The organism is uncultured Psychroserpens sp. (assembly GCF_947492715.1).
Classification (GTDB): Bacteria; Bacteroidota; Bacteroidia; order Flavobacteriales; family Flavobacteriaceae; genus Psychroserpens.
In genome coordinates this window covers 1,210,805-1,234,214 of sequence record NZ_CANLNS010000001.1, presented here as the reverse complement: position 1 = coordinate 1,234,214, position 23,410 = coordinate 1,210,805, and the positions used below count along the sequence as shown (strand labels likewise).

The 23,410-nt window shown below is 34.8% G+C and carries 17 protein-coding genes; 11 read left to right on the top strand and 6 right to left on the bottom strand.

Going from position 1 to position 23,410, the window contains the following annotated elements:
• Positions 1-4: 4 nt before the first annotated feature.
• Together Q0787_RS05605 and rsmI are read right to left on the bottom strand one after the other, a co-directional pair.
• Positions 5-574: a uracil-DNA glycosylase family protein gene (locus tag Q0787_RS05605; RefSeq protein ID WP_298901530.1), complete on the bottom strand. Its 570-nt coding sequence runs from the start codon at positions 572-574 to the stop codon at positions 5-7.
• On the bottom strand, positions 574-1,245 hold the full coding sequence (gene rsmI, locus Q0787_RS05600; RefSeq protein WP_298901251.1) for a 16S rRNA (cytidine(1402)-2'-O)-methyltransferase: 672 nt from the start codon (positions 1,243-1,245) through the stop codon (positions 574-576). Before rsmI ends, Q0787_RS05605 begins: the two co-directional genes overlap by 1 nt.
• A gap of 92 nt (positions 1,246-1,337) precedes the next feature.
• Here rsmI and Q0787_RS05595 point away from each other — a divergent pair, with 92 nt between their 5' ends.
• A complete protein-coding gene (locus tag Q0787_RS05595) occupies positions 1,338-4,733 on the top strand; it encodes a gliding motility-associated C-terminal domain-containing protein (RefSeq protein ID WP_298901250.1) in 3,396 nt (1,131 codons plus the stop codon).
• Here Q0787_RS05595 and Q0787_RS05590 read toward each other — a convergent pair.
• Together Q0787_RS05590 and Q0787_RS05585 are read right to left on the bottom strand one after the other, a co-directional pair.
• A complete protein-coding gene (locus tag Q0787_RS05590) occupies positions 4,702-5,082 on the bottom strand; it encodes a DoxX family protein (protein WP_298901249.1) in 381 nt (126 codons plus the stop codon). The genes Q0787_RS05595 and Q0787_RS05590 overlap by 32 nt on opposite strands.
• A 20-nt stretch (positions 5,083-5,102) precedes the next feature.
• Positions 5,103-5,837 carry a hypothetical protein gene (locus Q0787_RS05585; protein WP_298901248.1) on the bottom strand — a complete coding sequence of 245 codons (735 nt, stop codon included), beginning with the start codon at positions 5,835-5,837 and terminating at the stop codon, positions 5,103-5,105.
• Positions 5,838-5,940: 103 nt separating this feature from the next.
• Between Q0787_RS05585 and Q0787_RS05580 the strand changes: the two genes are divergently transcribed.
• The 10 genes from Q0787_RS05580 (at position 5,941) to Q0787_RS05535 (ending at position 19,163) form a co-directional block, all read left to right on the top strand.
• A complete protein-coding gene (locus Q0787_RS05580; RefSeq protein WP_298901247.1) occupies positions 5,941-6,594 on the top strand; it encodes a thymidine kinase in 654 nt (217 codons plus the stop codon).
• Positions 6,581-7,687, top strand: coding sequence for an alanine racemase (alr, locus tag Q0787_RS05575; RefSeq protein ID WP_298901245.1), 1,107 nt, complete (start codon positions 6,581-6,583; stop codon positions 7,685-7,687). The genes Q0787_RS05580 and alr overlap by 14 nt, the downstream gene beginning before the upstream one ends.
• A 74-nt stretch (positions 7,688-7,761) precedes the next feature.
• Complete coding sequence (mscL, locus tag Q0787_RS05570; protein WP_298901244.1) at positions 7,762-8,163, top strand: large conductance mechanosensitive channel protein MscL; 402 nt, start codon at positions 7,762-7,764, stop codon at positions 8,161-8,163.
• 136 nt (positions 8,164-8,299) lie between these two features.
• On the top strand, positions 8,300-9,289 hold the full coding sequence (locus tag Q0787_RS05565) for an aspartate-semialdehyde dehydrogenase (protein ID WP_298901242.1): 990 nt from the start codon (positions 8,300-8,302) through the stop codon (positions 9,287-9,289).
• Between the two features lie 376 nt (positions 9,290-9,665).
• On the top strand, positions 9,666-11,033 hold the full coding sequence (locus Q0787_RS05560; protein WP_298901240.1) for an Ig-like domain-containing protein: 1,368 nt from the start codon (positions 9,666-9,668) through the stop codon (positions 11,031-11,033).
• Positions 11,034-11,050: 17 nt separating this feature from the next.
• The gene (locus tag Q0787_RS05555; protein ID WP_298901239.1) at positions 11,051-13,051 is read left to right on the top strand and encodes an FG-GAP-like repeat-containing protein; all 2,001 of its coding nucleotides are present in this window, start codon (positions 11,051-11,053) and stop codon (positions 13,049-13,051) included.
• Between the two features lie 79 nt (positions 13,052-13,130).
• The gene (locus Q0787_RS05550; protein ID WP_298901238.1) at positions 13,131-15,521 is read left to right on the top strand and encodes an FG-GAP-like repeat-containing protein; all 2,391 of its coding nucleotides are present in this window, start codon (positions 13,131-13,133) and stop codon (positions 15,519-15,521) included.
• Between the two features lie 93 nt (positions 15,522-15,614).
• Positions 15,615-17,783, top strand: coding sequence for a prolyl oligopeptidase family serine peptidase (locus Q0787_RS05545; protein ID WP_298901237.1), 2,169 nt, complete (start codon positions 15,615-15,617; stop codon positions 17,781-17,783).
• Between the two features lie 71 nt (positions 17,784-17,854).
• A complete protein-coding gene (locus tag Q0787_RS05540; RefSeq protein WP_298901236.1) occupies positions 17,855-18,766 on the top strand; it encodes an ABC transporter ATP-binding protein in 912 nt (303 codons plus the stop codon).
• A gap of 100 nt (positions 18,767-18,866) precedes the next feature.
• Positions 18,867-19,163, top strand: a complete 297-nt coding sequence (locus Q0787_RS05535; RefSeq protein ID WP_298901235.1) for a S26 family signal peptidase — start codon at positions 18,867-18,869, stop codon at positions 19,161-19,163.
• A gap of 22 nt (positions 19,164-19,185) precedes the next feature.
• Here the strand turns inward: Q0787_RS05535 and Q0787_RS19350 are convergent, their stop codons facing one another.
• Both Q0787_RS19350 and Q0787_RS05520 read right to left on the bottom strand, forming a co-directional pair.
• A complete protein-coding gene (locus Q0787_RS19350; RefSeq protein ID WP_366915880.1) occupies positions 19,186-20,910 on the bottom strand; it encodes a WYL domain-containing protein in 1,725 nt (574 codons plus the stop codon).
• 3 nt (positions 20,911-20,913) lie between these two features.
• The gene (locus Q0787_RS05520; RefSeq protein WP_298901234.1) at positions 20,914-23,217 is read right to left on the bottom strand and encodes a CAP domain-containing protein; all 2,304 of its coding nucleotides are present in this window, start codon (positions 23,215-23,217) and stop codon (positions 20,914-20,916) included.
• Between the last annotated feature and the right edge of the window lie 193 nt (positions 23,218-23,410).

The window sequence follows — 23,410 nt, the reverse complement described above, 5'->3', positions numbered from 1 at the left end:
TAAACTATAGAATATGTTTTACCCTCTTCTTCAACTCTGGCAACACATCGGTTTCAAACCAAGGGTTCTTTGCCAGCCAAAATCGGTTTCTAGGGCTAGGATGTGGTAAGGTGAAAAACTCAGGTAAGTAATCTTGGTAATTGGCAACCGTTTCCGTTAAGGTACGCTTAGCACGATCTTTTAAATAATATTTTTGAGCATACATCCCAATTAAAACAACCAATTCTACATGTTTCATATAATCAAACAAAGGTTGGTGCCATTGTGGTGCACATTCTGTTCGTGGTGGCAAATCACCACTTTTTCCTTTACCTGGGTAACAAAAACCCATGGGTATGATGGCAAATTTACTTTCATCATAAAAATCGGCATCAGAAACGTTTAACCATTTACGTAATTGTCTTCCGCTAGCATCATCCCAAGGAATTCCAGAGGCATGAACTTTCGTTCCTGGCGCCTGACCAATAATTACAATTTTCGAGTCTGGGTGCCCTGTAGCAATAGGTCTTGGTCCTAGCGGTAAATGCGCTTCACAAATTTTACATTGTCTTATGTCATGAAGTAAATCTTGCATCATTTTTTCCCTCCTACTACAATCACTATTTCCCCTTTTGGAGGCTTATTAGTATAATGGTCTAAAACTTCTTTTGCCGTACCTCTAATCGTTTCTTCGTAAAGTTTTGTTAACTCTCTAGATACTGAAACTGGCCTGTCCTCACCAAAATACTCACAAAAATTGCCCAAGGTTTTTATCAACTTATGTGGACTCTCATAAAATACTATAGTCCGAGTTTCCTCCGCCAATAATTTTAATCGTGTTTGACGTCCTTTTTTCACAGGTAGAAATCCTTCAAATACAAACTTGTCATTTGGTAATCCTGAATTTACCAACGCAGGCACAAAGGCCGTTGCTCCTGGTAAACAATCTACTTCTATACCATTTTCAATACAAGCTCTTGTTAATAAAAACCCAGGATCTGAAATTGCAGGTGTGCCCGCATCACTTATAAGCGCAATAGATAAACCACTTTTAAATTTTTGGACCAATTGCTCTACCATTCTATGTTCGTTGTGCATATGATGGCTTTGCATTTGAGTTCCAATTTCAAAATGTTTCAGCAGTTTTCCAGAAGTTCGTGTGTCTTCGGCTAAAATTAAATCGACCTCCTTTAAAACTTCAACAGCTCTAAAGGTCATGTCTTTTAAATTTCCGATAGGTGTTGGTACAATATAGAGTTTACTCATTTGTAAGAGATTTCTTTTCAAATTTACAATGTTTTCAACTATATTGACACAACCTTTAATATTATTTAGCGTCTAACAATAAACCATCCTATATGATTAGGAATATTTTCCGCTTCTTTATCTTAGTCTTTCTATGTAGTTCTGTTTACGGCCAAACTACCGATTTGTCTATCGTTGCGCAAGCTCAAAATGTAGGCGGAAATGGCGTTTCTCAAGTAGAAATTTTCCAAGATTTTCAATATATCGTTACCATCATAAACTCTGGAAATGCGGTTTCTGATGCAACATTTGAAATCACCATGGATCCCGATTTAGCAAATCTCGATATTAATGCTATAAGTTCTCAAAATAATTCAGGAGGTGCATCCAATGCATCCAACTTGATTTTAAATGGAAGTGTCCTCACAGGGAGCGTTGCTAGTTTACCCAGTGATTCTAGTGTGGAATTAAAAATTGAAGTAACAGCCCCTTCTCAAGTTGGAGGTATTGCTATTAACGCCATTATTACTCCTCCAGATGGTACCACAGACACCAATGATTCTAACAATCAATCTCTAATTTCTATTGATGTTATTGATGTCGCCATCGATTTTTCAATAGCCCACACTCAAGTGTCTCCTCCAGAAGGCACTCCCATCCCTTCTTGGAATAGTTTTGTAACCTATCAATTTACGATTACCAATAACAGCGCTATAGATTTTCCACTTACAGATATTGTAGGTGAACTTACTTTGGTTTCAGATTTAGACTATGGGAGACCAAACGTACGTCTAGAATCTATTGAATGTATTGGCACAACGAATGACACAGAATGCCCAGATGTTTCGGGTTTAGCTCCTGGATCGCCTAATTTGATTAGTGCAACTACAACTATGTTTACAATTGGCACTCCTCACGTATTTACTGCTGGAGGCTCTGTTACTTTTGAAATGGTTTATGAATATTTAGATCCTTCATGCGCTGTAGAACAACAACCTATTGCCGTATCTAGTACTATTAGGATAGAGTTAGATCACGAAAATATATCGCCTAGTATGTCTGATCCTGTGATAACTCAGTTATTAGAAGCCGAATTATGTCAGCTTACTGATATTTGTATTGATACCATTCAAACCGATCCAGATCCTGATACAGTAGCCGATTGGAATGAAGAAGTCACTTTTGAAACGACCGTTTGTAATAATGGCCCATTGGATGCCAGTATTGCATTTTTTCTTCAAAATTTATCACCACAAATAGAATGGCAGATTCTTACAGTAACCTGTACTCAAACCACTGGAAATGTGAGTTGCGAGGATGTCACCATAAATGTAGATGAGCTGTTTTGGGTGAGTGACGCTTTTGTTTTGCCTGTCGGTGCAACCGTTACCATTACCACTGTAGCGATATTTCTAGAGCCCGAATGTTCTTTCAGTACAGATATTAGTATGGCTAATATTAGAAGTGGAACCAATATTCTTGAACCAAATATATTTGACTCCAATATTGAAAACAGTACGCAAACAGACTTTGTAATGTTACCTGCAACCGAAGCATGTCCAACTATAAATTTGGAAGTTTCAAAAACGCAAATAAGTCCAACATTGCCTATTGGAGAATCTCCAGATAATACGATGCAAGCTGGTAATGTTATTTATGAGATTACCGCTTCAAATCTTAGTGATCTTGATACAGTTATTGAGCTCATAGATTTCACTGAAAATCTAGGAAATACTGGCTACACTGGCACATTAGTTGCCGTAGAATGCGTGTCAACGACTGGAGATGCCGAATGCTCAACAATTAATACTGCAAATATTGGTGTACCGTTAGATGGCATATCCCAAAATGGAGAACCTGACATATTTTGGGAAATTACCGAAGCCGATAATTGGAATTTGCCTGGCAATAGTTCGGTAAGCTTTCATGTTACAGTAAATTGGGAAACAGATTGCGATATTAATGCTATTCCTGTTTATAATATGGTTGAAATTAATCATGCTAATAGTTCTTTTGACAATAACCCAGCGAACAATGAAGATGATGTTGTCACCTTTATTGCACCTTGCGTGGACTTGGTGGTTCAAACATTTCCAGAATTTACACAAGTAAATATTAATCAAAACTTTGATTGGATTATAGATATTACCAATAGTGAAAACAGTTCGAATGCCATTAACATTTCGTTTGAAGATACTATTAATAATGTTTTTACTATTAATGGTTCGCCATCATGTGTGGTAACTAATGGTAATGCAACTTGCATCTCTGGTTTAGCCATAAACAATAATGTTGTTACTGGAACCATTGATAACATGGACGCTGGATCAACAATAAGAATTACAATTCCGGTTACTGCTCCAAACTTTGGAGGTGCTTATAATAACATTGCCATAGCAACTCCAAATGAAAATGATAATTCTGAAATTTCTCCTGAAACCAACACGTCTATAAGTAATGTTCAAATCGTAGCTCCAGTTCTTGACAAAAGTTATAATCCCGAAATTATTACTATTGGAGAAGAAAGCACTTTGACGTTTACTATAACTAATTTACCTTCAAATCCGTCTCAAAGTGATATTTCATTTACAGATGTATTTCCTGCGGAAATCACATTGGTTTCGGCGCCAGATTGGGTAATGAGTAATGGTTGTACGGCTACATTTATAGGAACTACTGGAGATAATTTTGTTGGTGTTACTAATTTGGTTTTCCCAGATGGTGTTTCGTCTTGTACCTTTAGTGTTGTTGTATCTTCAAATACACCAGGAGTCTATCTTAATGATACTAATAATTTTGAGTCACAGAACAACGTTGACACCTCCCAAACTAATGCGACCTTAACCGTATTAGACGATGATTCGGATGTTGATATTGAAATTTTGAAAGCGGTATCGCCACAAGAAGCTTCAATTGGAGATCAAGTAACATTTCAAATTACAGCCACAAATTTAGGAACCTCACAAGGAACACTTATTGAAATTCTCGATGTATTTCCTAGTGGGATGAGCTTTATATCTGCAACAACTTCTGCAGGAGTATTTAACCAATCCACATTCATTTGGTCTATTGATGCGTTAGATAGTAATCAATCTGAAACATTAACAATAGTAGCTCAAATTTCATCCGCTTCAGATTTACTGAACACTGCAATTTTAAGCAACTTAGAGGAACCAGATAGAGATGATACCAATAACATGGATGATGCCGAAGTTACGGTTGACGTTTGTCTATACATTCCTGAAGGGTTATCTCCTAATGGTGATGGCTTAAATGATGTATTCTCCATAGAATGTATTGAAGAATATCCGAATAATCGTCTCAAAATATATAATAGGTTGGGTGTCCTAGTCTACGAAAGCAAAGACTACAAAAACGACTGGGATGGCACACCAAATAAAGGCATACCAAACAACTTAGGTCTTTTACCAGTTGGTACTTATTTTTATATTTTGTATTTAAATACTGGAGAAAAACCTATTCTTGGTTGGGTATATCTAAATTATTAGGTCTTTCCTGTTTCCCTAGGAAATAAGATATTATTAGTACAGGAATTGCCATTGCCGATAAACCTAATCCATGACCAGCTTCTTGATGTGCTGCTGTCGCTAAAACTAAGTCGAAGAAAAAACCAGCATAGGCCCACTCTGTTAGCCATTGACTTTTTCGCCATAGAATCATAACAACACCTGCAATTTTAGCTATAGCAAGTGGAATTACAATATAGGTTGGGTAATTAAAATGCTCAAAAAAGCCTTTAATCATTTCTGTTTTAAAAAAGTACATCTGAGCAGAATACAGAAATACTAGTGCTACAAGGATTGTAGAAATCCAATAGATTATTTTGGTTGTTTTCATCTATTGGCAGTCGAAAACTCTTATTGAAACTTACGCTCAATAATTGCTAAGAAGCGTTCTTCGAACTCTTCTTTACCTTCCCAGTTATTATAATCTGGTTTTACAATGTCTTTTATAAGATGTGTTGCTTCTTTAAGTGAGCTTATTGTTTTTAACTGGGATAAAACACGTTCGTAATCTTCAACTTGCCCATTAAAGAGATGTTTTATGAAAGCTAATTTATCATTAAGTCCAATGTTTAATCCACCATTTTTGAGCTTGTCATTTAACGACTGCTTCAAATTTTCATTAACTTCAGATACGGGTTCAAAAACAGGAATTTCTTCAAAACCTGCTGTAATATCTTCTAAATGAGTTTCTGTCTTTGGTTGTTCTGCAACAGCAGTTTCAACGAGTTCATCAACTTGCTGAGTTTCCTGTGGCATTTGGGCTACCATATCTTTGATTTTTTCCATCACTGGTTCATAAATATGGTCGTCTTCTTTTTCATCAAGATTAACGTAAATTTTATCCTCAATTTCAATATTGTCACTTACTTTATTGTTGAATGCCGTATCAAGCATTCCAAAGAATGATGAATTGCTTCCAATTGTTGGCAAATCGCCCTCAAAGTTTTCGTTTGCAAACTTGAGAACGCTTAATTTTTCATACAAGGCAGCAACTTCAGCATGCAATTTTACTACATCTTCCTTTCCTTTAAGTTTTAAAATTCTATGAGCAATGCTTATTAAATCTGCTTCCAGCTTCTTCTTCATAACTTTTATTTTTTATTCCCAAATAGGTTTTTGTTTTTTAATAAATTTACGCCACCTTTATACAAAACGAACTTTAGGTGAGTTTTAGTGTTAAAATTACAAAATGTTTCTCGAAAATACAGTAAATCATAAAGAACAATTTGGATGGATTGAAGTCATTTGTGGCTCAATGTTCTCTGGCAAAACGGAAGAATTGATTCGAAGACTTAAACGCGCCCAATTTGCTAGACAAAAAGTTGAAATCTTTAAACCAGCGGTTGATGTTCGTTACGACGAAGATATGGTCGTTTCTCATGATTCAAACGAAATTAGGTCTACACCTGTTCCAGCTGCGGCAAATATTCCTATTTTGGCAGATGGTTGCGATGTTGTTGGAATTGATGAAGCTCAATTTTTTGATGATGAAATAGTACGGGTTTGTAACGATTTGGCTAATAAAGGTATTCGTGTTATTGTAGCAGGTTTAGATATGGATTTTAAAGGAAACCCATTTGGTCCTATGCCAAATTTGATGGCCACAGCAGAGTATGTAACCAAAGTACATGCTATATGCACAAGAACAGGAAACTTGGCACAATACAGTTATCGTAAAGCCACTAGTGACGCACTTGTTTTACTTGGAGAAGTTGATGAATATGAACCTTTGAGTCGGGCTGCTTTTTATAAGGCAATGTTGCGTGATAAAATTAGACATATGAAGGTTACTGATCCAGAAGAAATTTCTAACAAAGACAGTAAAACCAATGCCCAAAGCTAAAGAGACTGTTTTAGAAATAGACTTAAAAGCGCTCAAACACAACTTCGAGTATCTTAAGTCTAAACTTAAACCTAACACTAAAATTTTAGCGGTTGTTAAAGCATTTGCCTATGGTAGCGATGCCGTTACCATTGCCAATTACCTTCAAGATTTAGATGTAGATTATTTAGCTGTTGCCTATGTTAGCGAAGGTGTAGCCTTACGAGATGCAGGAGTTACGACTCCTATTTTGGTCTTACATCCTCAGGCTGTTAATTTCAAAACATTAATTGAACGTTGTTTAGAACCGAGTTTATACAATGCTAAAGTTTTAAATGCCTTTATTGAAATAGCTACACAGGAATACCAAACAAACTACCCTGTACATATTAAGTTTAATACGGGTTTAAATCGTTTGGGGTTTTGGGAAAATGATGTAGACTATATCGTATCTAAACTTAAAAATACCTCATCTATAAAGGCGGCATCATTGTTTTCTCATTTGGCAGCAAGTGAAGATTTAAACGAAAAGGACTTCACAGAATCTCAAATTATTAACTTTAAAAAAATAGCTGAGCAGTTCTCAAAATCTATTGATTATCAGCCTATACTTCATCTTACAAACACCTCTGGAATTATTAATTATCCGGAAGCCCATCTCGATATGGTAAGAACCGGAATTGGTTTATACGGTTTTGGAAATTCTAAAGAAGAGAACCATAATTTGATACCCATTGCAACATTAAAATCTGTTATTTCTCAAATTCATAAGATAGAAAAAGGAGAAACTGTAGGTTATAATAGGGCTTATACCAGTAAAGGATACGAAAAAACAGCCACGATACCTATTGGTCATGCAGATGGTATAAGCAGACAATATGGTAACGGAAAAGGATATGTTGTTATCAATAATAAAAAAGCACCTATAATTGGAAACGTTTGTATGGATATGATTATGGTTAATATAAGCCATATAGAATGTCATGAAGGCGATGAAGTCATTGTGTTTGGAAAAGCGTCTAATGCTTCGGAGTTAGCCCAATCTGCAAATACCATTTCTTATGAAATTATCACTGCTATTTCACAACGTGTAAAGCGTATTGTCTTAAAATGAGTCGTTTTCATTTTTTAACATTTCGTTTTTTTTAGTTATTTTAGGGTTCTAATAACTAACTTAATACATTAATTATGCTTAAAGAATTTAAAGAATTTATAATGACAGGTAATGTCATTGATCTTGCTGTCGCCGTTTTACTTGCTGGTGCAATGGGACTGGTTGTAAGTGGATTTGTAAACGACATTATGATGCCGTTAGTGGGTCATTTTACTGGAGGTGTTAGCTTTGAAGACATGAAGCACGTTCTATCTCCTGCCGTTATGGCCGCCGATGGAACTGTTGAAAAACCAGAAAATGCCATCATGTATGGTAAGTGGATTAACGCCATCATTAATTTAATAATCGTTGGATTTGTTCTATTTATTATTGTAAAAGCTTATAACAAAACAAAGGCTCCTGCCGAAGAGCCAGCTCCTGCTGGACCATCTGAAGTTGATTTATTGACAGAAATAAGAGATGCCTTAAAAAAATAGTTTGTAACTAATCGCTACACTATATATTTAACTTTAACCGCTTCATTAAATGAAGCGGTTTTTTTATGTTTTTTTTTAGACCTCAAAATGATATAATAACTACATTTGTTCAATATTATATGTAAACCTTTTTCTTATGAAAATAGCAGTTGTTGGTGCCACTGGTCTTGTTGGCGAAGTTATGCTAAGAGTTCTTGAAGAACGACAATTTCCTGTTTCGGAATTAATTCCTGTCGCTTCAGAGCGTTCTATTGGTAAATTAATTTCTTTTAAAGGGAACGACTACAAAGTTGTTAGCATGCAAAATGCTATTGACATGAAACCGCAGTTAGCTTTATTCTCTGCTGGTGGAAGCACATCTTTAGAATGGGCTCCTAAATTTGCTGAAGCAGGTATTACTGTCATTGATAATTCTTCAGCTTGGCGAATGGACCATAGCAAACAATTAGTTGTACCCGAAATTAATGCAAATACCTTAACTTCTGACGATAAAATTATTGCTAATCCCAATTGTTCAACCATTCAAATGGTTGTTGCTCTTGCTCCTCTTCATAAAAAATATAAGATTAAGCGTATTGTAGTATCTACATACCAATCTATAACAGGTACAGGTGTAAAAGCGGTAAGGCAATTAGAAAATGAGTTGGCAGGTGTTAAAGGAGAAATGGCTTACCCATATCCAATACATCAAAATGCTATTCCACATTGTGATGTTTTCGAAGCTAATGGCTATACCAAAGAAGAAATGAAATTGGTAAATGAAACCCAAAAAATATTAGATGATCGCACCATAGCTGTAACTGCAACTGCAGTTAGAATCCCAACTGCAGGTGGTCATAGTGAGGCCGTAAATGTTGAATTTGAAAACGACTTTAACGTTCAAGAAATAAGACAGTTACTCAATGAAACTTCTGGTATTGTAGTGCAAGACAATGTAGACGTCAATACCTATCCAATGCCTATTTATGCTAATGGTAAAGATGATGTTTTTGTTGGAAGAATTCGTAGAGATACGTCGCAACCCAATTCGTTAAACTTGTGGATTGTAAGTGACAACCTTAGAAAAGGAGCTGCTACGAACACAATTCAAATTGCAGAATATTTGGTGGCTAATAATTTAGTTTAAGTGATATTATATTGTCAATATGTTACTAAAGAGATTATTACAATTCTTGAAATTGTTCATTCCTCTTGGTTAAACGCTAACTAGTATTCAAAACGATTAGAAAAGGTATTCGCTCTTGAAAAAATAAACTTTTTGATTATGAATTGTTTGACAAAACAAGGATTATAACACTTTATTTCTAATATAAAAGTAGGGTTTTTCATAATTAAGTTGTTTAATTAATAGAACCTTTGCAAAGTTCCTAACCAACTAATATTGTTTTATAGATTTTTTTAGCATTTAGACCCTTGTCGTCTGATAAAAAGTGTATTACAACTAATTAATTGTAAGGATTGATGGGTTTGTAACTATATTTACTATCCAAATTTTACTATAAATGTTAAAAAATTACCTCAATTTACTTAGCATAGTTATACTCATTGTAACTTTCTACTCATGCAGTGAGGACGACAATTATGTACCTATAGTTATTGAGGCTAACGCAGATTCTGTGGAGGTTTCTCAAAATAACGCTATTGAAATTCAGGTATTGTTAAATGACACTAATGTTCCTAACACTGGAACACTTACTGCTCAAACTCCGCAAAATGGTACTGCTCAAATTTTAGACCCAAATAATACGCCAAACAATCCTTCAGATGATGTCATCTTATATACACCAACTTTAGATTTTGTCGGGACCGATACATTTCAATACACTATTTGTAGTGACAATAATAATTGTGCCACAGGTACTGTAACTGTTGTGGTAACACCTACATCACCTGTAAATTTTAATTTAGACGACATCCCATATGCGACGCTTTCAGAATACAACTTCTTTGAAGGAGTTTTAAAAGATTTAGACCCTGTATACGGAGTGTTACCTTACAATTTGAATTCTACCTTATTTACAGATTACGCTCATAAAAAGCGATTTGTTTGGATGCCCGATGGGACAAAGGCAAGTTATAATAGTGATTTTACACCATTAGATTTCCCAATTGGCTCAGTGCTCATTAAGAATTTCTATTACGATAATGTTCAACCTAGTAATGAAACTAGAATAATTGAAACGCGATTAATGTATATGACTGAAGATGGATGGGATTTTGCAAAATATGTTTGGAATGATGAACAAACTGAAGCAACTTTCACTAATGCAGGAAGCTTTACAGATGTTGAATGGATAGAAAATGGTATTACAAATAATGCTACTTATCGAATTCCTTCTAGAAATGAATGTTTCACATGTCACAATAAATTTGGTACACCTTTACCTATTGGACCAAAACCTCAAAACCTTAATAGAGATTTAAGTTATACAGACGGCACCTTTAACCAGTTAGAAAAATGGATAAACTTCGGATATCTAGAAGATAACCTTCCTACATCTATAGTTTCTACTGTAAAATGGGAAGATGAATCTCTAGATTTAGAATTAAGAGTTCGCTCTTACCTAGATATTAATTGTGCACATTGTCATTCAGAAGAAAGCTATTGTGAGTATAGACCTATGCGATTCGCTTTTAATGAAAACGATGACGATACAAATAAAGGATTATGTGTAACACCAGACACTCAAATTGCTGGCGCAACACATATTGTTGTTCCTGGAGACATTGATGCGTCTGTCCTTCGATTTAGAGTCAACTCTATTGAAGAGCAAAACAGAATGCCTTTATTAGGAAGAACTTTAAAACACGCGGAAGGTGTTAGACTAATCGACGAATGGATTAATTCTCTTAGCGGAGAATGTGAATAAATTATAAATAAAGAGTTATGAAATCAAAATTACTAGTATTAACAATTTTAGCATGTTGCTCTCTGTCTTTTGGACAACCTGCTAATGACAATTTTGCAGGAGCAATTCCTATTACGCCTTCGGTTGAAGGAACAGGATGCGCATCTCCTACATTTAATTTACCATTTTCTACTGATGGAACAACCGATAGTGGTGTTCAAGGGTCATGTAGAACTTCGGGACGGGATCAGTTCTTTACGTGGACCGCAACCACTAATGGATTATTTTTCTCTTCTGAAGACCCTGGAAATCCTGGGATTGTAGTATGGAGTTCTGATGGCTTAACAGAAATTGCTTGTACAGATACTTTTGCTACCGAAAGCATAAACGGTTGGACAGTTGGAGACGATTTAGTTATTCAAATCTATGATTTCCAAGGAACAGGACTTGCAGATGTTGCTTTCTGTTTAGAAGCAATCAACTATACGCCACCGCCTCCAATGCCTATAACGTTTACATCGCAATCGTCTGGTTCGTCTGGAAGTTACCGAATTGCTGTTGTAGACATGAATGGTGATAAATTGGATGACATGGTTTCAATTTCTCAGACAAATGTGAATATTAGAGAACAAAATGCTGGTGGAGGTTTTACAACAAAAAATATTACAACACCTAGCGCAGATTTTCTTCCAACCTGGAGTTTAGCGGCTGCAGATTACGATGAAAATGGTTATACAGATTTGTTATATGGTGCTGGTAGTGGTGTTACGTTTATGCGTGCAAACTCTACTGGAACTGGATTTACAGAAGTTTCTGGCCCGCAAGATGTATTCTCTCAACGTTCTAATTTTGTAGACATTAACAATGATGGAAATCTCGATGCCTTTGTTTGTCATGATGTGGCACCTAATGTATATTATCTAAATGATGGAAGTGGAAATTTATCTTTCAATCAAGGTGGACTAGGAGATTATGCTTCTGGAGGAAACTATGGATCTATATGGATAGATTATGATAATGATCGTGACTTAGATATGTTTATCGCTAAATGTGGTGGTGAAACAGCGCGTAGAACAAACCAAATGCATACAAACGATGGAAATGAAAATTATACAGAGAATGCTGCTGCTATTGGTTTAGCAGATCCAATGCAAACGTGGTCTGCCGCTTGGGGAGATTTCGATAGCGATGGCGATATGGATGTATTTGTTGGTGCTAGTTCTGGTGCTCACAAACTTATGAGAAATGACGGCGGTACGTTTACAGATATCTCTGCTGGTTCTAATATAAATACGCTTACAAGTAACTCTACGGAAACGGTAACTTTCGATTTCGATAATGATGGTAACTTAGATTTAGTCTCTGGAAATAATATCTTATTTGGAAATGGTGATATGACATTTAATGTTTACACCAACGTCTTTCCTGGATCTGGATCTTATGGAGATCTAAATAATGACGGTTATATCGATGCTTTTAACTCTGGAAACTTATATATTAATAACGCTGAAAGTAATAACAACTGGATTAAAATTCATACAGTTGGAACAGTTAGTAACCTTGAAGGTATTGGCGCTCGTGTAGAAGTACATACACCATCTGGAATTAGAATAAGAGATGTGAAAAGTGGTGACGGATTTAGATATATGAACTCATTAAATACACATATTGGAATTGGTACTGACGCAACTATAAATAGCGTTGTTATTTATTGGCCTTCTGGAATTATCGATACAGTTACTAACCCTTCAATTAATACACCTTTAGAGGTTGTAGAAGGCGCAACACTTGGTTTAGAAAATTCCTTAACAGATGAATTAATTATTTATCCAAGTCCAGCAAAGGATGTTATAAATATTGAATCGTTACAGCTTAATGATTCTACCATTTATTCAATTTTTGATGTTACTGGAAAGAGAGTCTTGAATTCAAAACTCGAAACACCAACAATAGATGTATCAAAACTATCTCCTGGTAATTATATTCTAAGAATAGTATCTGGAACATCAATAAAAAGTCAAAAATTTATCAAAAACTAAACAAAGAAGCCTCTAAACTAAGAATTTAGAGGCTTTTTTCTTACTTTTATAAACTTTCTTAATTAATCTCGAAAAACCTATGAAAAAAATTACGCTAACACTTTTTATTTTAAGTGCATTTTTTAGTTTTTCCCAAACTTTAAATCAACCGGCAAACTGGCCAAACCCTAACTGGTCTATCACTGGTAACTACTTATTTGACGCAGCTGTTTTTGAGGCAAACCCTACTCAAGATAATAGCTTCGCTTACGACGACGACGACGCTCAAAATGGTCATGACGATGATATCGCTGCAGAATCTCCTATTATAAATTTAACAGCCGCTAGCAATGCTGGTGAAAACTGGATAACAGTAGGCTCAAGTTATGTGTTTAATCACATTGGAGAATTACTAACATTACAATATTGGGATGCCGATGCTAGTTCATGGGTTGTTTGGGGTGCCGCTCTTGACGGAACCGCAAATCCTCCTAACGATAATTTTTGTGGCGGAGCTGCTGAAAGTTTTACGTCATCTCCTCTAGATATTTCAGCATTTACAGCAAATCAATTAAGTAATTTTAGATATAGAATTTCTTATGACGATAATAATGTTTGGGGATGGGGATTTTGTTTTCAATCACCAACGATAAGTTCACAAACACCTCCTGCTTGTCCGAATATCACAAACCTTTTAGCGAATAACGTAACTGTAGACTCTGCAGATATTTACTGGCAAGCTGGAAATAATGAATCAAACTGGGAAATTGCTGTGCAAACTCCAGGCTCTGGAGTTCCTGCTGGATCTGGAACCTCAACATCATCAAATAACCCTCATTCTCTTACTGGTTTAAATTCTGGAACAAGTTATGAGGTATATGTAAGAGGATATTGTGGAGGCACGGATTATAGCAATTGGGTTGGACCTGTTATACTTAACACCCTTTCACCTGCTAGAGTAAATTTCGTAACACAAGCATTTCCTATTGGAGGATATGATTTAACAGTTGTAGATATGAATGGCGATCACTTAGATGATATCGTATCAGCATCAAGTACAAACGTGAATATTTTCTACCAACAAGAACTTGGTGGCTTTAATGAAGTTAATATTACAACACCTAATGCAGATTTCCTTCCAACATGGAGTATGGCAGCCGCAGATTTTGATGGCAACGGACACACTGATCTTTTATATGGAAACGGATCTGGTGTAACTTTTATGAGAGCAAATAATACTGGTACTGGTTTTACCGAAATTTCAGGGGCACAATATGTGTTTTCTCAACGATCAAATTTCGCCGATATCAACAACGATGGAAATTTAGATGCTTTTGTCTGTCATGATGTAGCGCCTAACGTATATTATATCAATGATGGAAATGGTAACTTAACCTTTAACCAAGGTGGACTAGGTGACTACTCTTCAGGAGGAAATTATGGATCAATCTGGATTGATTACGACAATGATAGAGATTTAGATATGTTTATTGCTAAATGTGGTGGTGAAACAGATAGAAGAAGAAATAACATGCTTACTAATAATGGCGATGGTACTTATACAGAAAATTCAGCAGCTTTAGGTTTAGATGATCCAATGCAAACTTGGTCTTCTTCTTGGGGAGATTATGATAATGATGGTGATATGGACCTTTTTGTTGGTGCAAGTTCTGGAAGTCATAAATTAATGAGAAATGACGGAAACGGTGTTTTCGTAGACGTTACTACTGCAGCAAATGTAAGTTCGGCGCCTACAGGTCACGAAAATGTAAGTCATGATTTTGATAACGATGGATTCCTAGATATTGCCTGTAACGGTACAATCATGTATGGTAAAGGAGATATGACTTTTGAAGATTTAGACCCTAATCAAATTAACTATAAAAATGGTTCTTTTGGGGATTTAAATAATGATGGGTTTTTAGATACCTATTATAATGGAGTTATCTATTGGAATGGCACAACATCTAACAATTGGATTAAAATTAATACGGTTGGAACGGTAAGTAATATTGATGGTATTGGGGCTCGAGTAGAATTATATACAAGCGCTGGTGTTCAAATTAGAGATGTTAGAAGTGGAGAAGGCTTTGAATATATGAGTACTATTAATACGCACTTCGGAATTGGCTCATTAACAACAATTGATAGTGTTGTTATTTATTGGCCTTCTGGTGTTATTGATACAGTAACTAACCCTGCTATTAATGCGCCTTTAGAGGTTGTAGAAGGTGCTACACTTACTGCTGAAGAGTCGTTTGTTAATGATTTAGTTATCTATCCAAATCCTACTAAAGATGTTATAAAAATCTCTAGTAATGACAATTTACAAAATGCAATCTACACCATATTTGATATTACAGGTAAGCGTGTAATGAATGCAAAATTAAACCAAAATACAATTGATGTTAGTGCTCTAAATACAGGAAACTACATCTTAAGAATTGTATCTGGAAACAGTATTAAAAGTCAAAAATTTATTAAACAATAGTAATAATCTTAATGATATCTTAAAAAAGCCTCTGCATTAAGTTGTAGAGGCTTTTTTGCTTATTTTTGAGATACTAATCAAGACATTCCCATTATGAAAAAAATTTCAATATTATTAATTGCTATAATTGTGTTTAGTTCATGTAAAGAGGACGCTAAAACAGAAAAAAAGGACATTGTGGTAAATTACCCTGAAACAAAAAAAGTTGATACCGTAACCAATTATTTTGGTACAGATGTAAAAGACCCCTATAGATGGCTCGAGGATGATAGAAGTAAAGAAACAGAAGATTGGGTGAAATCTCAAAACGAAGCCACGTTTGGTTATTTAGATAACATCCCATATCGCGAGGAGTTAAAAGACCGTTTAACAAAACTCTGGAATTACGAAAAGGTTGGAGCTCCATTTAAAGAAGGCGACTATACTTATTTTTATAAGAATAATGGTCTTCAAAATCAGTATGTGATTTACAGGCATAAAACTGGTGAAGACCCTAGTACAGCAACTGTATTTTTAGATCCAAATACGTTCAAAGATGATGGTACTATCTCACTTGGAGGCGCAAGTTTTTCTGAAGATGGGAAGACTTTAGCATATGCTATTTCAGAAGGTGGAAGTGACTGGAGAAAAGTTTTAGTCATGGATACTGAAACTAAAGAAATAATAGAAGACACCTTAGTAGACATCAAATTTAGTGGTATGTCTTGGTATAAAAACGACGGTTTTTATTATTCAAGTTATGATAAACCTAAAGGAAGTGAATTATCTGCAAAAACAGATCAACACAAAGTATACTATCATAAACTAGGAACACCTCAGAAAGATGATCAATTAATCTTTGGAGGCGTACCTTCTGAAAAACACAGGTACATTGGTGCATATCTTTCAGAAGATAATAACTATTTGTTTATTTCAGCAAGTGTTTCGACCTCTGGAAATAAATTGTTTATGAAAGATCTCACAAAGCCTGATAGCGAAATGGTTACCATTTTAGACAACACAGATTCTGATACATATCTTATTGACAATAAGGGAAGCACATTATATTTCGTTACTAATTTAAACGCACCAAATCAAAAAATTATAACTGTTGATGCTTCAAACCCAACTCCAGACAATTGGGTAGATTTTATTCCAGAAACAGAGTATGTACTAAGCCCTTCAAGTGGTGGTGGTTATTTCTTTGCAGAATATATGGTAGATGCGGTTTCTAAAGTAAAGCAATACGATTTTGATGGAAAATTTATTAGAGATATTGAACTTCCTGGTGTAGGAAACGCTGGTGGTTTCGGAGGCAAAAAAGACGCTAAAGTCGATTATTACTCTTTCACAAACTACAACACACCTAGTAGTATTTACACCTATAACGTTGATACTGGAAAATCTGAGTTGTACTGGAAACCATCTATTGAATTTAACAGTGACAATTTTGAAAGTAAACAAGTGTTCTATAACTCAAAAGATGGCACTAAAGTTCCAATGATTATCACCTATAAAAAAGGTATTGAACTCAACGGAAAAAACCCAACTATTCTGTATGGATATGGTGGTTTTAATATTAGTTTAAATCCATCTTTTAGCGTTACTAATGCTGTTTGGATGGAACAAGGAGGTGTGTATGCTGTGGCTAATTTACGTGGCGGTGGAGAGTATGGAAAAGAATGGCATAAAGCCGGAACACAACTGCAAAAGCAAAATGTATTTGATGATTTTATCGCCGCTGCCGAATACCTCATCGAAAATAAGTATACGTCTAGTGATTACTTAGCCATTAGAGGTGGTTCTAACGGCGGTTTATTAGTTGGAGCAACAATGACTCAACGTCCAGATTTAATGAAAGTGGCATTGCCAGCTGTTGGTGTTCTTGATATGCTACGTTATCATACATTTACGGCAGGTGCTGGTTGGGCTTATGACTACGGAACTGCAGACGACAATAAAGAAATGTTTGAATATTTAAAAGGATATTCGCCTGTTCATAATGTTAAAGAAGGGGTTCAATATCCTGCAACATTAGTGACCACAGGAGATCATGATGATCGTGTAGTACCTGCCCATAGTTTTAAATTTGCTGCAGAACTTCAGGACAAACAAACTGGTAATAACCCAACGCTCATTCGTATCGAAACAGATGCTGGTCATGGCGCTGGAACACCAATTAGTAAAACCATTGAGCAATATGCAGATATTTTTGGCTTTACGTTATATAATATGGGATTTGATGTATTGCCAAGCAAAACCGAAGGAGAAGTAAAAGGCTAGCCCTTTTTCACAATCTTATATAAAAGTCGCTCATGTATCGAGCGACTTTTTTTGTAGTATTTTTGCATCATATGCTAAGCGTAAAAAACCTCACTTTTTCATACCATAAAACGCCTGTTCTAAAAGACCTCACTTTTAAAGTAGAACAAGGAGAGCATCTTGCCATTATAGGTGAAAGCGGATCAGGAAAAAGTACCTTATTAAAACTATTGTATGGTGAGTACGATCTAAACTTCGGAAATATCTACTGGAAAGACACCGAAATTCTCGGACCAAAATACAACCTCGTTATTGGATATGATTTCATGAAGTATGTGACTCAAGAATTTGATCTCATGCCTTATACTTCAGTAGAAGAGAACATTGGAAAATTTCTATCTAACTTTTTTCCTGAAGAAAAAAAAGAACGTACAGCAGAACTTCTTGAAGTTGTTGAACTTTCAGCATTCGCAAAAACAAAGGTTAAAGCACTTTCGGGTGGACAAAAACAGCGTGTTGCTCTGGCAAGAGCTTTGGCAAGACAACCTGAAATTGTTTTACTCGATGAGCCTTTTAGCCATATCGATAATTTTAAAAAACAATCCCTAAGACGACGTATTTTTAAATACCTAAAACGTAAAAATATTAGTTGCATTCTCGCAACTCATGACAAGGATGATGTACTTGGTTTTGCAGATACTATGATTGTTTTACACGACAATAAAATTGAAGCCATAGATACACCTGAACATCTGTATCACCAGCCAAAAACAGCCTTGATAGCTTCATTTTTTGGGGAGTTTAATCGTATAAATAATACAATTGTCTATGCACATCAACTTCAAATAACCAAAACATCTGGACTCAAAGTAACCGTTTCCAAAAGCTACTTTAAAGGTCATTATTATTTAATTGAAGCTGAAACAGATAACAACACTCTTTTTTTCGAACATACTACTGCGCTTAAGAGCCAAAGCATTGTGTTTTTAAAACAGGTTAAATAATTTACTATATATTTGTTCTAGTTCATTGAATGTTCTTTTGTGAAATTTTGGAGGATATATACGTCAATATTGACTTATATAACTTTTAAAATTTAAAATTATGAATTGGAAAATTCAAAAACTTCAAAATGGTGAAACCATCATTTCAAAAGAACCTGGTAATTCTATGTTACCTCTTCTAAAATCTAAACAGCCTGTAAAGCTCATTCCTATAACTTGGGAAAACTGTGACGTAGGTGATATTGTTTATTGTAAAGTTAGAGGATATTGTTTTACACATATTGTGAAAGGCAAAAACAGCAAACGCGGATTATTAATTGGAAATAATCGCGGGAGAATTAACGGATGGACAAAACATGTTTATGGAAAAGTGATAGAAATATTACCAATGTCATAGACATTTTCTATTTAAAATAATTTTACAACTGTTCCTTTTCTGAATACCTTAACCCATGTTGTAACTCTATTGATGAGAACTCTAAATGAAGTACGCGTCGGCGTCGCTGAATTTTAGATTCAGAAGATGCATGAAGCAATAAGGGCTTTAATAACTGTACACCTCCAGAACCAACTTCACTAATAAATGGGATAGAATTTGTGGTAATCAACTTAATATCTTCACTACTTAGTCGCTTTTTATGAGATCCAGGAATAACCTTTAAAGCACCATTTTTAAATGTTGTGTCATCCAAATGAATTCGCATTGAGAACGTATTTTTAGAAATTTCCTCTGGTGGCCGAACGCTAATAACACCTTTTTTATTGGTCCAAGAATCAAATCCTTTTAGTTCCTTTTTTTCTGAAACGTTAATTGGAATATCTTGATGCCAGCTTACAAACCAATTATCTTTAGGCGTCTTATCGAAGTATATCGCTTTAGTTAAGAACGCATCTTTATCTATAGATCTTACAAGTTTTCTGAAATTTTTATTAAACAAAATAGCTTTAAGTTCTGGCATTTTTAAAAGTACTTCTCGCATGCCAAAAACCTTTTCGTCATGATGCTGTTTTATATAAGCATCTAATTTTGTTTTAAGTTTTCTCACATCACGTTTAGAGTAGACATGATTTAAAATTCCAAAACCCTTATACTCCAACCGCTTTGATAAAGTGCGTAAATTTTTGTCATCAATTTCCGTTTCATAAGCATCTACAGCATCATATAATCTAGTTTTTATATTTCGCTTTAAACGCTCTGGCGAAATTACTTTTATACCCTCTCCTAATCCTAAAATTTCTTTTTCTAATTCAAAATTTAATTGAACATCTAAAGAAATCGTAACACCATAGTTATCTCGGCTTACTACGTTTTGCGAATGGTGAAATGGCTTTGTAAGCACATAAGGGGCTTGTTTGTGATTTACATATAACAAGACGTGCTCTGGCTCTAAGTTAGGACTAATAGACACACCTATAGCATGATTGTAATAGGTTTCAGAATCAAAGTCTTTATCGATTTTAAATGTTTGCGGGCTTTTCTCTATGGAAACGATTCGATCTAAGGCTAGATTCATAATCCCTTCTGATGACCTTCTTTTTCCTATCACAAACCATCGGTTTCTAAATTCTTTTAGTAAATATGGATGAAACGTAAAGGTACTTTCTTGTCGGGCTTTAAACGATTGATAGGTCATTTCTATCGCATGTTTTTTTAAAATAAACTGATAGAGCTGATCTAAAAACTCTAACCCTTTTAGGTTGTCATTCTTTTCAAAATCTATCAATGACTTCTCATGTGTTTGTTGTGTGTAAACATGATCTTCTAACTTCTGAACCATGCTACCTAACTCGGCAAAATGAGAAAATCCTTGAAATTGTTTTAAAAATGATACCGCCTCAGATAATTTAGTTAAATCTTGATTAGAAATTGGACTATTGGTAATGCTATAATTGACATCTTCATACTTGTAAAACTTTCGATCATAAACTACAATTGGTGCATTGTAACCTAGTTTATCACTTCGCATCATTTGTATATCTAACTGAACTGTTCGCTTACTTACATCAACATCCTTACCTTCATATTCATACAAAGCATCAGAACAAGCATCAATTAGATCATTGAGTGTCCATTGCCTAAAGTTGTTTTGAAGACATCTATCAATTGTTTTATATCGTATTAGAGCATTTTTGTTAACTGCCATTGTTTAGTTATTACAAGTTTTACAAAATAAATTTTTAACGCCGTCATCGCGTAAATTCTGAAAGTCCTTATTAATCCATTTGCACCATCTATCTTTATTAAATGATATGGACAGTTTGTGGATGTTTAGCAAAATTTCGGGATCATAGTCTTTAGTCTTTGCTACAAAAGTTTTTGCCAAGACAAAGGCCGAATTCTCATCCATTTTTCCAATATCAAACCGCTCCATTAAACGATCTACGGTCATCGTATACATACTCCAACTATTAAAAAACAGGCTTAAATCTGTATCATCTTTAACACTTTTAGCAGCGCTTTTAAAGTAGTTTGTGATAAACTCGAACGATTCATTTATTTTAGGACTGAAATTGATTTGACCAAAGTATTCGATACTAGACATATGAAAATTAAGAAACAACGGGCTTACTTTATCTTTGTTTTTGTAATTCTCGAAAAGGGGTTCTACTTTCTCAGGATGCAAAACCTTAGAAAAATCTTCTACACTACTGTCCCATTTTCTAAGAAGTTCTCTAGACGTAATAGTATAAAGGTTCAAAAGGTTTTTTTGAGCTTCCTCTGAAAGCAAATCAGGTTTCGATAACCAGTTTCGAACAAAAAATACGATATTGTCAGTAGCATAATAACTGATGTTTTTCAACAATAAAGCCGCTACGTTTTGAACCAATTCTGGCTTGTCAAATAATTTATCTCGTATGAATTCTTCATTTAAAAAAAGGTCATCTTTTCCCGAAAAATACATTTCGGCTAGCGCTTGATTTGCCAAATCATAGTTTTTATTTAAGAGAGCATTGGTTAGGTTGTTGTTTAAGTGAAGGTTATCTGCTTCACTCCAACTTCCAATGGTATATATAATAGCTTTTGATTGTCGTTGTAAGCTAAGAGATTCCTCCCATTTATCATCCAAATTATTGAGAATGTAGGCTCTAATCGCTTCTTTGTTTCGCCCTAAGGTTCGGTCCAAACCTAAAAGTTCTAAATGATAAAAGCACAAATCCCAATTTTCTTTAGCGTTAATAGTAATGGGAATCTCGCTTAACTCTAAATTTTTATTTAAAAAATCTCTAATGTAACTCGCACGTTTACTGTGTAATACGTTGTTTGTTGCCGAATTACCATCAACCGAAGTGAAACTTTTGATATCGATAGAATGAACCTTACGACCTTCTAATTGAATTTCGGGGTTGATTATTGGTATCGTTTTTCCAGTTTTAAAATCAAAACTCACTTCATAAATCCCATGAACTCCTTCGGTTTTTAAAGTCTCGTCTGGGATTAAAATTTCAGGATCCACAGGTCTAAGATCATATCTTCTACTAGGAATATTTGAAGGCACTGCATAACTGCATTTCTTCCCATCTTTTATTAAAATCAAATTAGGGCTTAAATCTTTATTTTTAAGATGCTCCGGGATTTTTCCCAACGACACAATAAGTCGTTTAGGGTTTTGTGCAGTATTACTCCCGAAAATATCATCTCTATATTTGGGTTCAAGCAAAGTGCCTTCATAAATATTTGAAACGTCTAATCTATTCTCTTCACCACATTGCAATTGATCCCTCGCTACCAAATCAATAGCCAAACCATCCTTTACACTTTCAAATATTTCATGCATCGTTTCAAGATTGTGGTGAGACAAGATAACCTCATCGTCAACGATAGATATCGCATTACCCATATTAACAACAATATTGCCTTTGTTGCCAATTAAATAATGGCAAGACACATCTCTTGGCTGTATACCAAAAGCATTTTTAGATAATTGTCCGTCTATCACATGTCCTTTTTTACCAAAGACCTGAACAGCAAATACACGTTTCGATTTTGCGTTATAAGTAAATCCAAAATCACCATACGTAAAACTATCTGAAATCAAATTCGCATAATGACCAGGCGAGTTTTTCCAAGAACGAAACATATCAAAAGCTAATCGCTTTAAACCAGTTGAAGATAGTGGTGTTTTAATCGTTTTTGAATACAAAATGTTCTCTCCTATATTCGCGAAAGATGTATTAAATTTTTCTACCCTGTCTTTTGGTTGCGGCAGAGCCGTTTTAATTTGAATGTGCGTGAGCTTATTTCGCTTTGAAATGTAGGTAGAATGTATCTTTGCCGCTTTGGCTAAATCTTCATGCCTTTTTAGAGCTTGCTTACCTTTTTCTATTCTCAATTTGTTGATGTGCTCTAATAAAAATATTGCTAATTTTTCTTCATCCGCAATACTAATTTGAGCGTCCAATTTTTGAAAACTTATGGCAAGAATAATAAAAAGAAAAAACTTAAATTTCATATGCTGTCTAGCATGATTATCATAGCAAAATTAAATATACGCAATTATACTGCGTAGTGATGAAATTCAAGTAAAAAACGAAAAACTTGAATTCAGATTTTGTTTTTTCAAAAAAAGTTAATACTATGTATTAAGGCTGGAAATTTTCAGAAAATGAAAAAATAAATTTTGAAAATTGAAAAATAAATCTAAA

What these genes read in the sequence shown, in the direction of transcription:
- Q0787_RS05605 (WP_298901530.1), bottom strand. Translation starts at nt 574, where the DNA reads ATGCAAGATTTACTTCATGACATAAGACAATGTAAAATTTGTGAAGCG.
- rsmI (WP_298901251.1), bottom strand. Translation starts at nt 1,245, where the DNA reads ATGAGTAAACTCTATATTGTACCAACACCTATCGGAAATTTAAAAGAC.
- Q0787_RS05595 (WP_298901250.1), top strand. Translation starts at nt 1,338, where the DNA reads ATGATTAGGAATATTTTCCGCTTCTTTATCTTAGTCTTTCTATGTAGT.
- Q0787_RS05590 (WP_298901249.1), bottom strand. Translation starts at nt 5,082, where the DNA reads ATGAAAACAACCAAAATAATCTATTGGATTTCTACAATCCTTGTAGCA.
- Q0787_RS05585 (WP_298901248.1), bottom strand. Translation starts at nt 5,837, where the DNA reads ATGAAGAAGAAGCTGGAAGCAGATTTAATAAGCATTGCTCATAGAATT.
- Q0787_RS05580 (WP_298901247.1), top strand. Translation starts at nt 5,941, where the DNA reads ATGTTTCTCGAAAATACAGTAAATCATAAAGAACAATTTGGATGGATT.
- alr (WP_298901245.1), top strand. Translation starts at nt 6,581, where the DNA reads ATGCCCAAAGCTAAAGAGACTGTTTTAGAAATAGACTTAAAAGCGCTC.
- mscL (WP_298901244.1), top strand. Translation starts at nt 7,762, where the DNA reads ATGCTTAAAGAATTTAAAGAATTTATAATGACAGGTAATGTCATTGAT.
- Q0787_RS05565 (WP_298901242.1), top strand. Translation starts at nt 8,300, where the DNA reads ATGAAAATAGCAGTTGTTGGTGCCACTGGTCTTGTTGGCGAAGTTATG.
- Q0787_RS05560 (WP_298901240.1), top strand. Translation starts at nt 9,666, where the DNA reads ATGTTAAAAAATTACCTCAATTTACTTAGCATAGTTATACTCATTGTA.
- Q0787_RS05555 (WP_298901239.1), top strand. Translation starts at nt 11,051, where the DNA reads ATGAAATCAAAATTACTAGTATTAACAATTTTAGCATGTTGCTCTCTG.
- Q0787_RS05550 (WP_298901238.1), top strand. Translation starts at nt 13,131, where the DNA reads ATGAAAAAAATTACGCTAACACTTTTTATTTTAAGTGCATTTTTTAGT.
- Q0787_RS05545 (WP_298901237.1), top strand. Translation starts at nt 15,615, where the DNA reads ATGAAAAAAATTTCAATATTATTAATTGCTATAATTGTGTTTAGTTCA.
- Q0787_RS05540 (WP_298901236.1), top strand. Translation starts at nt 17,855, where the DNA reads ATGCTAAGCGTAAAAAACCTCACTTTTTCATACCATAAAACGCCTGTT.
- Q0787_RS05535 (WP_298901235.1), top strand. Translation starts at nt 18,867, where the DNA reads ATGAATTGGAAAATTCAAAAACTTCAAAATGGTGAAACCATCATTTCA.
- Q0787_RS19350 (WP_366915880.1), bottom strand. Translation starts at nt 20,910, where the DNA reads ATGGCAGTTAACAAAAATGCTCTAATACGATATAAAACAATTGATAGA.
- Q0787_RS05520 (WP_298901234.1), bottom strand. Translation starts at nt 23,217, where the DNA reads ATGAAATTTAAGTTTTTTCTTTTTATTATTCTTGCCATAAGTTTTCAA.